At 47.8% G+C, this 12638-nt stretch carries 8 protein-coding genes; 4 read left to right on the plus strand and 4 right to left on the minus strand.

The window, feature by feature from the left end; translation table 11 throughout:
• Nucleotides 1-109 precede the first annotated feature (109 nt).
• Both xth and MUK70_RS08040 read left to right on the plus strand, forming a co-directional pair.
• Nucleotides 110-892 (plus strand): exodeoxyribonuclease III, encoded by a 783-nt coding sequence (gene xth / locus MUK70_RS08035; protein WP_234655962.1) that lies wholly within the window; start codon nucleotides 110-112, stop codon nucleotides 890-892.
• Between the two features lie 82 nt (nucleotides 893-974).
• Nucleotides 975-1970, plus strand: coding sequence for an ankyrin repeat domain-containing protein (locus MUK70_RS08040; protein WP_234655961.1), 996 nt, complete (start codon nucleotides 975-977; stop codon nucleotides 1968-1970).
• A gap of 36 nt (nucleotides 1971-2006) precedes the next feature.
• On the opposite strand, the gene MUK70_RS08045 is transcribed toward MUK70_RS08040, so the two are convergent.
• Nucleotides 2007-2867: a sugar phosphate isomerase/epimerase family protein gene (locus tag MUK70_RS08045; protein WP_234606925.1), complete on the minus strand. Its 861-nt coding sequence runs from the start codon at nucleotides 2865-2867 to the stop codon at nucleotides 2007-2009.
• 230 nt (nucleotides 2868-3097) lie between these two features.
• On the opposite strand from MUK70_RS08045, the gene MUK70_RS08050 reads away from it, so the two are divergent.
• Both MUK70_RS08050 and MUK70_RS08055 read left to right on the plus strand, forming a co-directional pair.
• A complete protein-coding gene (locus MUK70_RS08050; RefSeq protein WP_234655960.1) occupies nucleotides 3098-3436 on the plus strand; it encodes a PadR family transcriptional regulator in 339 nt (112 codons plus the stop codon).
• 1 nt (nucleotide 3437) lies between these two features.
• Nucleotides 3438-6053 carry an ABC transporter permease gene (locus MUK70_RS08055; protein WP_234655959.1) on the plus strand — a complete coding sequence of 872 codons (2616 nt, stop codon included), beginning with the start codon at nucleotides 3438-3440 and terminating at the stop codon, nucleotides 6051-6053.
• Nucleotides 6054-6094: 41 nt separating this feature from the next.
• Here MUK70_RS08055 and MUK70_RS08060 read toward each other — a convergent pair whose 3' ends face one another.
• From MUK70_RS08060 to MUK70_RS08070, 3 genes are all read right to left on the minus strand, one after another.
• A complete protein-coding gene (locus MUK70_RS08060) occupies nucleotides 6095-7570 on the minus strand; it encodes a DUF1501 domain-containing protein (RefSeq protein WP_234655958.1) in 1476 nt (491 codons plus the stop codon).
• A 12-nt stretch (nucleotides 7571-7582) separates the two neighbouring features.
• A complete protein-coding gene (locus tag MUK70_RS08065; RefSeq protein WP_234655957.1) occupies nucleotides 7583-10846 on the minus strand; it encodes a DUF1553 domain-containing protein in 3264 nt (1087 codons plus the stop codon).
• Between the two features lie 73 nt (nucleotides 10847-10919).
• Entirely contained in the window at nucleotides 10920-12638 is a 1719-nt protein-coding gene (locus MUK70_RS08070) for a RagB/SusD family nutrient uptake outer membrane protein (protein ID WP_234655956.1), read from the minus strand.

The raw sequence follows: 12638 nt of genomic DNA on the forward strand, positions 1-12638 counted from the left end.
TTTAAAATATAAAGTCTATCGAATTTATATACATTCAAATTTCACCGTTTTTGAATAGAAATGCTACGGGACTGATTTTTATAATGATATTTCTTAAAAATTACCAGATATGAGAATTGCCACATACAACGTAAATGGAGTCAACGGCCGGTTGCCCGTGCTGCTGCGCTGGCTCGAAATGACAAAACCGGATGTCGTTTGTTTGCAGGAATTAAAAGCGCCGCAAGAGAAATTCCCTGAAAAAGCGATTTTAGATGCAGGTTACAATGCAATCTGGCATGGTCAGAAAAGTTGGAACGGGGTGGCGATCCTGGCGCGGGGCATGGAGCTGAAAGAAGTGCGCAGGACGCTTCCCGGCGATGACGAGGATCTACACAGCCGTTATATTGAGGCGATTATTAATGGTATGCTCATTGGCTGCCTGTATCTGCCTAATGGGAACCCGGCTCCCGGGCCGAAGCTTGAATACAAGCTGCGCTGGTTTGAACGGTTTACTGCACACGCCGCCGAACTACTGGCATATGACGTACCGGTTGTGCTGGCTGGCGATTATAATGTAATGCCAACGGAACTGGATGTTTACAAGCCTGAGCGCTGGGTGGACGACGCCCTTTTCCGTCCCGAGGTCCGCGAAGCTTTTAAAAATATCGTGGACCAGGGCTGGACGGACGCCATCAGAAAAATGCATCCCGATGAAACCATCTATACTTTCTGGGATTATTTCAGGAATGCTTACGGCCGCAATGCAGGGCTCCGCATTGACCACTTCTTATTGAGTCCGCACATAGACGCGCGGCTGCTTGCAGCAGGTGTAGACAAAGAAGTCCGGGGCTGGGAAAAGTCAAGTGACCACGCGCCGACCTGGATCGAGATTGCAGATCCCGAAACGTAAAAACACCGACCGCTTACTAATCCTGATATGCCTGTAAATAAGTAAGATATTTGCCCTGCGCATGATTGCTTATTTTGCCTGCATGAAAACGATATCACTAATTAACTGGGTGGTTGTCAGTGCATATGCGCTTGGAATCTTATGTACGCTGCTCTTTTCCAAAACACAAACTGACCGCGGTATGGCGAGCGGCATGTTAATCATGTTATACATTCCGCTCGCCACCCTCGCGCTGCTAAATTATCTGCCTTATAAAACGACCAAGATCATCGCGCTGGTCATCAACATTTATCCGCTGGCAATGGGCATTTTTTATCTAAGCCTGGGCCGCGTTATCATGAATTACCAAAACAGCAGTGATGACCGTGAAATGAATGAAAAGGCAAACGGCTCGTATTATTTTCCAGACCCGTTAAGACGTAATCTTGCGGCAGCCATTGCCCAGGGTGACATAGCACAACTGAAAGCCGGACTCGAACAGCCCATCCCGAACCTGAATGCGAGTGGTGAAGATCATATCACATTGCTGGACTTCGCCGCCATGCAGGCCAGGAAAAATCCAAAGGAAAAAGTGCTGGAATCCCTTCAATTATTGCTGGACAAAGGTGCAAGGATCGAAACAGACGACACCATGCACACAGCAACGCATTTCAATATCATTGAAGACGATCCCGCATTTCTGGAATTTTTTCTGAAAAACGGGGCCGATGCAAACGCAGTTGAAAAAGAACGAAAATATCCGATCCTCTTCGATGCGATTTATCTGGACGTGAATGATCCGTTCAAGGCTAAAAAAGTGAGCTTATTGCTGGAACATGGTGCAGATCCGAATGCGTTTTCACCTAAATATGAGGATGAGGTCATCATTTCGTCGGCCTTATGCGCAGCAGCCGGTTCAGAACAATGGGAAATTTGCAACTTGCTGCTCAATCACGGGGCCAAACCGGATTACCAAACCGCTGGTGGCTGGGATATTCGTAAAGCGGTTGCTTACCAGGACAAGCAGTTCACCAGTTGGGGTAAAACGCCACCGCTCGAATTTATATCGTTAAAAGAGCGCTTGAATGCTTTGAAGTAATATTGAAAAAAAACCGGCCCGTTGCGGGCCGGTTTTTTAGTAAGTCAGGCTTTTTAAATAGGCCATTGTTTGCGGCACCTGGGTGGCGTAGCTCGGGCTTTCGTCCTCAATGTAATAATGCTCGATAGATGACTTCTTCGCAGCTTTCAAAATTGCCGGAATATCAAGCTGTCCGGTCCCTAATGCCACATCATTTTCAACCGGCGTTCCGCCGGACATATTCCCCGTCACACCTTTTTTGAGGTCTTTCATGTGCATCAGTTTGAAGCGCTTGGGATATTTGGCAATCAGAGCTGCCGGATCAGCACCCGGGAAAAATGTCCATAGCAAGTCGATTTCGAAGCTTACATATTTTGGATCTGTTTTTTGGATAATATAATCCATTAATGTGCCGTCCTCGTGCTTTTCAAATTCATAACCATGATTGTGATAGCAAAATGTGATACCGAATTCCTCTTTCAGCTGCTTCCCGATCTTGTTGAAATCCGCCACCGTCTTCTCCGCCATTTCTAATGTGAACGGGCCTTTGTGAGGGATCCAGGCGACTCTCACAAACTTGGCTCCTAGCGTTTTTGCGTTTTCCCCGACCTCCTTTGTTTTGTCGAGCGCATCCGGATATTGCACGCCGAAAGATGAGCATTTCATGCCGCGCTCATCCAGCAGCTTGCGCAACTCAGCGGCTGTTTTGCCAAACAAACTTGAAAATTCCATGTCTTTGATGCCCAACTTTTGGAGCGTATCTAACGTCGCTGCGGGATCTTTCGCCAAACTTTTGCGGAAAGTATAAGAAACCATTCCGGGCGTATCAGGAAAAAGCGGTTTTCCTTTTTGTGCAAATAGCGTATTAACCCCCAAGGCGAAAACGAAGGAAGCAATCAGAATTCTTTTGATTTTCATTTTATAATCATTTGTTAAAAGATACGTCTGTGTATTTATTAGGAAAGACGAATAATTTGTATTCATACCCTGCAAGCAATCGGCTGTCCGCCTGAGCACATCCATTGTTCGGAATTGAACATTTTAAGGCGACCCGACTTTCCCAAAACGCCTGATTTGAACAAAAGGAGCGCTTTTACAAAAATGGCATGACATTTGATCGACATTATCGTATCAAATAAAAATTTGTTATGAAACGAACCTTTCTGGGAGAGTTTGAAGAAGTTATTTTGCTCACCGTCGCCATCCTGGGCGAGGAGGCATATGCGGTAACTGTCACGCAGGAGCTCGAACAAAAAACCGGCCGCGTCGTTGGGTTTAGTTCTGTGCACACGACCTTGCAACGCCTGGAAGAAAAACATTTTCTGACATCTTCCATGGGAGGCGCGACTGCGGAACGCGGCGGTCGTAGGAAGCGGTTTTTTACTGTTACCGCATTGGGGCGCAAGGCCTTGATGGAAGTTAAGCAAGTTCGTGAGGAGCTGTGGAACGCATTGCCGCCGCAGACATTGCAACTAATGGGCCTATAAAATGAGTCGAAACCCTCCCGAACCGCCCCAGTGGGCCACTACCCTCCTGCGCTGGTGGGCCGACCCCAACACTTCGGAAGAAGTGGAGGGCGATTTGCTGGAAATGTACGCCTACTGGAAGCAAACTGCTGGTTCACAGCAAGCAAACTGGCGATACGCACTGAGCGTATTGAAGTTATTAAGGCCATTTGCCAAAAAAAAGAAGTCACGTGACTATACGAAAACTCATCTATTCAGCCATATTATGATACAGAACTATTTCAAAATCGCCTTACGCAATATACTGAAACACAAAGGATATGCGGCAATTAACATTGGTGGGTTGTCCGTGGGAATGGCCGTGGCCATGCTCATTGGGCTCTGGGTTTATGACGAATTGTCTTTTGACAGATATCACAAAAACCACGACCGTGTTGTGCAACTGTTTCAATTCGTGACATTTGAGGTTGAAAAATCGACTTATGATGTGATGCCCATTCCGCTGGCAGGCGAGCTTCGTACCAAATATCCTGATTTCAAATCGGTGGTTATGTCAAAGCGCCTGAGCCAGGTTCTTGCGGCTGGCGATAATAAATTTGCAAAAACGGGAAGTTCCGTCGAACCTGCATTTTTGGAAATGATGTCTGTCAATATGCTGGCCGGGTCGCGCAACGGGCTGGACGATGCAAACGCCATTTTACTTTCCGAGTCATTGGCCAAGACACTTTTCGGAGACTCCGATCCGCTTAATCAGCTTGTAAAAATTGATAATAAGGTAAATGTGAAGGTCACAGGCATCTATGAGGATTTTCCAACCAACAGCACATTCAAAGAAACGCTTTATATCACGCCCTGGAAATTGCTTCTCAACAATGATCCTTATGCCAAATCCATTGAAAATGATTGGGATAGCAACAGTTTCCAAATTTATGCGCAATTGAAAGATGGTGCCGATGCTGATCAGGTTTCAGCAAAAATCAGGGAAATCAGGACAAAAATGGATAACCCACCACGCTACAAACCTGAATTTTTCCTGCATCCTATGAACAAATGGCACTTGTACGGTGACTTCAAAAACGGCGTAAATACTGGCGGATTAATTCAGTTTGTCTGGCTGTTTGGTATCATTGGCGTGTTCGTGTTGCTGCTGGCCTGCATCAATTTCATGAATTTAAGCACAGCAAGGTCGGAGAAACGCGCCAAGGAAGTAGGCATCCGAAAAGCGATCGGTTCGTTGAGAGGGCAGCTGATCGGCCAGTTTTTTAGCGAGTCGCTGTTTGTTGTACTTATTGCGTTTATTCTTTCGGTGTTTCTGGCAGCGGCTGCATTACCTTTTTTCAATGAAGTTGCGCAAAAGCAAATGTCAATTTTATGGTTCAATCCTAATTTCTGGTTGTTAGGACTTGGCTTCAGTTTGTTAACCGGCATCATTGCAGGCAGTTATCCAGCGATTTATTTGTCCTCTTTCCAGCCTTTAAAAGTCCTCAAAGGCAGATTCTCAGCCGGCCGCTTCGCCGCAATTCCCCGTAAAGTGCTCGTTGTGATGCAGTTTACAGTTTCCGTCACGCTCATTATCGGCACAATCATTATTTTCAGGCAGATCCAGTTTGCCAAAAATCGCCCCGTCGGATACAGTAAAAACGGGTTGATCGAAGTTAAAATGAACACGCCTGAACTTTTGCAACATTATCAGGCATTGCGGCTGGATCTGCTCAACACCGGCGCGGTGAAGGAAATGGCTCAGTCTTCCGGCGTGATAACCGCTCAGGATGGCGGCACTACGGACATTTCCTGGGAAGGAAAAAGTCCTGAAACGCAGCCGCTGGTGATGCACAATTCCGTCACGCATGACTACGGCAAAACTATTGGCTGGCAGTTGAAACAAGGCCGCGATTTTTCAAGAACATTTTCAACGGATTCCTCAGCCATGATCCTGAACGAGTCAGCCGCAAAATTGATGAATTTTAAGAAACCGCTAGATTCCTTCGTCAGGGCCAGCGGCAAACAGTACAGGATCATTGGAGTGGTGAAGGATATGATAAAAGAGAATCCTTTCTCGCCCGTAAGTCCGTCGTTTTTTGTCATTAATTATCGGAACATTTCGGTCATCAGCATCAGACTTACGCCAAATATCAGCGCGAGCGAGGCGCTTGGAAAGGTTGAGACTGTATTTAAAAAATATAATCCGGGCAGTCCTTTCACTTATAATTTTGCCGATGAAGAGTATACCAAAAAGTTCGGAACGGAAGAGCGGATTGGCAAACTGGCCAGCTTTTTCGCGATCCTGGCGATCTTTATTTCCTGTCTTGGCTTATTCGGACTGGCCTCTTTCGTAGCCGAGCAGCGTACGAAAGAAATCGGCATCCGAAAAGTGCTGGGTGCGTCGGTAAGCAACCTCTGGGGCATGCTTTCGAAGGATTTTGTGCTGCTGGTCATCATTTCCTGCATCTTTTCGATCCCCATTTCCTGGTATTTCATGAACGACTGGCTCAAAAACTATCAATACCACACAGAAATTTCCTGGTGGATTTTTGCATTGACAGGGCTGGGCGCATTGGGAATAACCTTGCTAACAGTAAGTTACCAGGCCATTAAAGCCGCGCTGCTGGATCCTGTAAAGAGTTTGAGAAGTGAATGAGGCTTCCAGAAACGAAACAGGCACATTAAATGTGCCTGTTTCTAAGTCAATATCGGTTTTACAACCTTGCCATGCACATCGGTAAGGCGATAGCGGCGGCCCTGATGTTTGAAGATGAGCTGCTCATGGTCTACTCCTAGCAAATGCATGACAGTCGCCTGAAAATCATGCACATGCACGGGATCTTTGATTACATTATATCCAAATTCATCAGTTTCACCAAAGACAAAACCTTTTTTAACGCCCGCTCCTGCCATCCAGATCGTAAAGCTTCTCGGATGGTGGTCGCGGCCGTAATTGTCCTTGGTAAGTTTGCCCTGGGAATAAGCGCCACGGCCGAATTCGCCTCCCCAAACTACAAGCGTTTCATCGAGTAAGCCACGCTGTTTCAAGTCCTTAATCAATGCTGCGGATGCCTGGTCCACGCTTTTCGCCATAGTTTTAATGTCATTCGGCAGGTTACCATGCTGGTCCCAGCCCTGATGATAAAGCTGCACAAACTTGACGTCCTTTTCAATGAGCTTGCGTGCAAGTAAGCAGTTCGCTGCGAATGTTCCGGGCTTGCGGGATTCTTCGCCATATAAGTCAAAAATATAATCCGGCTCTTTGGAAATATCCATGGTTTCCGGAACGGCTGTTTGCATGCGGTAAGCCATTTCGTATTGCGCCATCCGGTAATTCACCTCGGGATCCAGGATTTTTTCGAATTGCGCCTGCTGCAATTTTGCGAGCGAGTTCAGCATTCTTCTGCGGCTTGTTTTATCAATGCCTTCCGGATTATTCAGGTAAAAAACCGGGTCGGGGCCGGAGCGAAAAACGACGCCCTGGTGCACAGATGGCAGAAAACCATTGCTCCACAACTTGGCATAAAGCGGCTGGTCACCGGCCCGGCCTTTTGAAAGCAAGACCACAAACGAAGGCATATTCTGGTTGTCGGAACCCAGCCCGTAACTGATCCACGATCCCCAGGAAGGACGCCCTCCCTGCTGACTTCCTGTTTGGAAAAACGTCACCGCAGGATCATGGTTAATGGCCTCCGTGTGCATGGAGCGAATGAATGTCACATCGTCCACAATGCTGGACGTGTAAGGCATCAACTCGCTGATCATCATATCATTGGAACCGTGCCGGGCAAACTGGTATTTGGATGCGGCAAGGGGAAAACTACTTTGTCCGGCGGTCATACCCGTCAACCGCTGCCCTTTTCTGACCGATTCCGGCAGATCCTGGCCCCACATTTGTTCCAGTTTGGGCTTATAATCAAACAGTTCGAGCTGCGAAGGCGCGCCGCTTTGGAAAAGATAGATGATCCGCTTCGCTTTGGGCGCAAAATGTGGCTTACCCAATGGCAAAGATGCACCCTCCGGTGTTCCAGCTGCGATTTTCTTGGCCATTGAATCTGCATTTAATAAGGAGGCCATCGCGGCCGCTCCTAAACCAAGGCTTGTTTTTGACAAGAAATTGCGCCGGCTTAATTGCTCGTGCACGTGGTTTTCAAGTTCTCTGTAAAAGCTCATAACTATTTCCTTTTATCTCTTGATCAAAAATTCGTCAAAGTTCATAACCGTGCTGGCCACGATTGTTCCCGCTGCAACCTGCGCAGGATCCAGCGTTTTGTCCACCGGATATTCGCCCGTCGAAAGGATCTCTTTCACACGCTTCGGGTTCTTACTGAAATCAGAATATTCTTCCTCGTATAGTTCCCTCAAAATGGTCATTTCCTTCTTGACTGGCGCCCTGCTGGTTAGTGCCGTAAATGCATAGGAAAGTTGTTCATCCAACGTTTTGCCTTTTTTCAGCATTTGCTGCGCCAGCACGCGAGACGCTTCCACAAACTGCGGGTCGTTCATCACCACCAATGCTTGCAGTGGGGTGCTCGTTTTCTGGCGTTTGGTAATACAAAAATGCCTTTCCGCAGCATCAAAATTGAGCATCATGGGTGGTGGTGAACTGCGTTTCCACACTGTATACAAGCTGCGCCTGTACAAACTATCACCATGCTGCTGCTTATAAACGACCTCATTTCTGGTCGCGAGTGCTTCCCAAAGGCCGTTTGGCTGATAGGGATATGCACTCTTGCCACCGATCCTGGGCGTCAGCAAACTACTGGAAGCCAATGCATTGTCCCGGATCTGCTCTGCACTCATACGGTAACTGGGCCCACGGGCATACAGTCTGTTATCCGGATCGCTTTCACGCCGCTCAGGACTGACATTGGATGATTGCCTGTAAGTGGCCGACATGACAATCATTTTTTGCATTGCCTTCACATTCCAGTTCGACTGGCGGAATGTGGCCGCCAGGTAATCAAGCAGTTGCGGATGGGTAGGCAGTTCACCCTGATTACCAAAGTCATCGCTCGAAACCACAAGCCCTTTTCCGAAATACATCATCCAGAAACGGTTCACAGTTACGCGTGTGAAAAGTGGATGGTCTTCGTGGAGCAGCCATTTAGCCAGTCCAAGCCTGTTTTTAGGAAAGCTTTTTGGTATTTTAAAGAAGCTGTCGGGCGTATCCGGGTTAACGGGCTTACCCGGAGCGTCGTAAGCGCCTCTATTGAGAATGAATGCTTTACGTGGAAACTTGCGCTCTTTCATCACCATTACATCAATTTCCTTGTCCAAAATCTCCGTCTCTTCCGCGATCAGCCTTCTGCTTTCGGCCAGGTGTTTTGTGAATTCAGCATCAACATTATTGAAATAATATTCTTTTAATGATGCCAACTGAGCCGGATTGCGTGTTGCTGACGGTGTTTTAATGGCTGTCACCAATTCATCTTTCAATGTATAAAGCCCCAGCATTTCAAGGCTGGTCAATGGCCTTGTGTAAATCCTGAATTCGTCCACTTCGAAGTTCTTCGTACGCTGATCGGACAGGCGGCCGATATTGAGCCGGTCCACATACCAGTTCGTTTTATTCTTGCCATAAAGAATGCTTTCCGTCAGGTTATCATTGTGCACAACCACTTTGGCGGGCTGACCATTGATATACAATTTCAAACCACTGGCTTTGCTCAGACCGTCATAAGTAAAGCCGATCTGCGTCCATTTGTTCAAAGGAAATTTCTCCACCGTCTGCACTTCAATTGCGTTTTCGGGCCATACATGACTCATCATCAAGCGGATACGGCCATCTTTTTCCCTGAAAATATTCCAACCCCGATAACCATTCATGACGCCGTTGGACTTGTGTATGAGCGAGCCGCTGACGGCGGGATCATGCAGATTGAGCCAAATACTGATACTAAATGGCTGGTTACGCTCGAAAAACGCAAATTTATCCCCAAACCCCACTGAGTTTTCACCATACATGAACCGTGCTTTTCCAATCTTACCAGGCCGTGAGGCCACATTAGACAAGCTGTCATCGCCTTCGGAATTAGCCTTATGCTTTGGATCGGCCAGGTTTTGGAAATCCTTGCCCTTGGGTTCGTCAAATGTAAAATGACCCACCAGATCTTTGGAAGCGGGAAGCAATGCTTTTTCGGGGTTGGCTTCTGCGGTGACGAGCCAGTTTTGGAAATTTTGCTCTGCTGTGGAGATGCGTTCCTGTCTTTCCGTTTTTTCCTTGGTGAGACTGGTGTGAATGAATTTCAGCTTCGCGTCGGCCTCAGGCGACGGCAATGTTATGCTTGGGCTGGCTTCTCCATTGTAAGGGATCTGCCCGTTTTCGTTGTTATTATTAAAAAACGAATACAGCGAATAATAATCTTTATGGCTGATCGGATCATATTTGTGGTCGTGGCAGCGGGCGCATTCGACACTTATGCCGAGGAATGTTTTGCCGAATGTATCCACGCGGTCCATCACGTAAGCGGTCCGATATTCTTCCGGGATAATCCCGCCTTCCTGACTTTGCTGATGCATGCGGTTGAAACCTGTCGCCACCATTTGATCACGAGTGGGTTTTGGCAGCATATCGCCCGCGAGCTGCCAGGTTACAAACTGATCGTAAGGTTGATTTTGGTTAAAAGATCTGATCACCCAGTCGCGGAACGGCCATGCGGTCCGCATGCCGTCGTCCTGATAACCGTGCGTGTCCGCGTAACGTGCGGCGTCCAGCCAGGAAACGGCCATATGCTCCCCGTAATGCGGTGAAGCCAGCAGTTTATCCACCACCTTTTCATATGCTTTTGGCGACTTATCAGCGAGGAACGCCTTCACTTCCTCCGGCGTCGGCGGCAGACCCGTAATGTCCAGGTAAGCCCGGCGCAGCAGTGTTGTCTTTTCTGCTTCCGGCGCTGGTTTGATGCCTTTTTCTTCGAGTTTGCCGAGGATAAACCGGTCAATGTCATTTTTAACCCAGCCTTCATTTTTAACCTTGGGAACCTTTGGCTTTTCAACCCTGGTGAATGCCCAATGCGGCTTATACTCCGCCCCTTCTTCCACCCATTTTACTAGAATCGCCTTTTCCCGCGCGGTCAGCGACAAATGTGATTCCGGCGTGGGCATTAATATTTCGGGGTCGGTAGAAAGTATCCGGTGCACCAATTCGCTCTTATCGGAGTTGCCCGGCTTGATCGCTTTTAGTCCGCTTTCCGTTTCCTTCTCGTAAGCCGCATTGGCCAGGTCCAGCCGCAAACCAGCTTTCTGATGATTGGCATCCGGCCCGTGACAAGCAAAGCAGCGATCGGACAGGATCGGTTTTACATCATAAGTATAATCGATCGGCTCCGACAGTGTTGACATTTCTGCTGCGACGTCATCGGGCAGGTCTGCTTTGCCGGCGCAGGAGGCCAGTAAAGCGCCGCCCAGCGGCCATATAAAGCAATATTTGAAGAATTTCCTGAACATTAATGGGTCAATTTAAGCCTTAATTTACAGCAAGGAAACCATTTATAAAACAGCTTCTTTGCTTTTTATAACGTTAGTAACCAGGGTTTTGCTGTAAAGTAGCCTCGCCATTTTTGGTACTGTAAACAATTGCCTGCTGCGGGATGGGATAATATTGGTGCTTTTCTTCAAATTTTGCCCCGCTGAGGTAGGTCCGCAAGGTCTTTTCTTTTTCCAGATATTTATTCAGCACATTCACTGCAATGCCCCATCTTACCAGGTCAAAAAACCGGTGGCCTTCCATCGCGAATTCGAGACGGTTTTCGAAACGCACTGCTTCCCGCGCCGCAGCAACATTAGTCCATGGATCATTATAAAGGCCCACCACATAGTTGGCAGCTGGTTTGCCCGCCTCCGTTTTAACAAATCCGCCCGGATTAGCAGCTCTTTTTCGGATCATATTTACATATTCTCTTGCTTTTTCAAGATTACCCAACTCTACTTCACACTCCGCAAGCCACAGTATAACATGGTCGTAACGCATTAAGCGATAGTTGTTTGAACTTAGTCTGGGGCTGCCGGTTTTGCCGGATTCTGCTTTACTTACAATTTGTTTTTTCGAAGAATAAGGGCCTGCGTAAGATTGGTCGCGAATCCAGAAACGGCCCGGGTGAACGCCCCAGTCAATAAAGGGAATGCCGCGACGACCAACGGTCCAGTCCAGACGTGCGTCGAGCCTGCCTGTGTAAGGTTCGAAGGGAGCAGAGGAAAGAAGGCCTTCATCATTCTTCACATCTTCATCATTGAATGTCCGGATCATTGGCAAGCCTTTCGCATCTGTCTTATAAGCATTTACCAGATTTTGCGAAGCCTGATAAAATCCGCAGCACCCTCCGGGGCCATTCGGATACATATAGGTAAGTTCGTCGCCCTGGTTCCCACCCGATCCGTCCGCAGCTGTTACGGAATACTGTACTTCAAAAACTGACTCGGCATTGTTACGCGTTTCAGCTGCGAAATTGTCATGAAAATTATCCATTAACCGATATTTGCCGCTGTTAACCACCTGAATTAATGCAGCTTTGGCTGCCGTCAAATGTGCAACATTTGGCTGTCCTTTGGGAAATCCCTGGAACATGTGACATTTGCCCAGATAAGCGAGGGCAGCCCATTTGGTGGGCCGGCCAGGCTGTGTTTGGGTTGCGGGCAGATTGTCGGCTGCAAACTGGAAATCGGCTTCAATTTTTGGCCAGGCATCTTCTGTGTTGGGGACTTGCACACTGCCCGGGTCGCTCGTATCCCACAGCTGCTCATCAATGTAAGAAATATTGCCCCACATTTTTTTGGCCTCGAAATGATAATGTCCGCGCAGGAACCGGGCTTCTGCCTGAATCTGCAATTTGCGCACATCGTCCAGGCCGGCAACTTCCGGCAATGTTTTCAGGACGTCGTTGGCGCGGGCTACGCCGTCATATAATGTTCGCCATTTGCCGTAAATGTGCGTGTTGGTGGTCAGCCATACATAACGTTCCATAAAAGTCTGCTCAGGCTGGTCGCCCGCGTCGGATCCTTTGTAGGCATCATCCGAAACAACGCTGCCGAAAATCCAGTTGGAAACTGCTCCGTGCCAGGTTGTGACGCCGCTCGTTCCTATGCCGTCGAGCAATGCATAAGTGCCGGTCAATGCGCCTTCAATGCCGGATGCTGTCTTAATAATTTCCGGGCTATACTGTCCTAATGGCTTTTTTTCGAGGAAACCATCGCCACAGGAAGATGCCAGGAACAATGTAATGAGTATGAATATCTTTTTCAT

This window comes from Dyadobacter chenwenxiniae (genome assembly GCF_022869785.1).
GTDB classification, from domain to species: Bacteria; Bacteroidota; Bacteroidia; order Cytophagales; family Spirosomataceae; genus Dyadobacter; species Dyadobacter chenwenxiniae.

Coding starts and splice junctions, on each gene's coding strand:
- MUK70_RS08050 (WP_234655960.1), top strand. CDS start 3,098: ATGAAACGAACCTTTCTGGGAGAGTTTGAAGAAGTTATTTTGCTCACC.
- MUK70_RS08065 (WP_234655957.1), bottom strand. CDS start 10,846: ATGTTCAGGAAATTCTTCAAATATTGCTTTATATGGCCGCTGGGCGGC.
- MUK70_RS08060 (WP_234655958.1), bottom strand. CDS start 7,570: ATGAGCTTTTACAGAGAACTTGAAAACCACGTGCACGAGCAATTAAGC.
- MUK70_RS08055 (WP_234655959.1), top strand. CDS start 3,438: ATGAGTCGAAACCCTCCCGAACCGCCCCAGTGGGCCACTACCCTCCTG.
- xth (WP_234655962.1), top strand. CDS start 110: ATGAGAATTGCCACATACAACGTAAATGGAGTCAACGGCCGGTTGCCC.
- MUK70_RS08040 (WP_234655961.1), top strand. CDS start 975: ATGAAAACGATATCACTAATTAACTGGGTGGTTGTCAGTGCATATGCG.
- MUK70_RS08070 (WP_234655956.1), bottom strand. CDS start 12,638: ATGAAAAAGATATTCATACTCATTACATTGTTCCTGGCATCTTCCTGT.
- MUK70_RS08045 (WP_234606925.1), bottom strand. CDS start 2,867: ATGAAAATCAAAAGAATTCTGATTGCTTCCTTCGTTTTCGCCTTGGGG.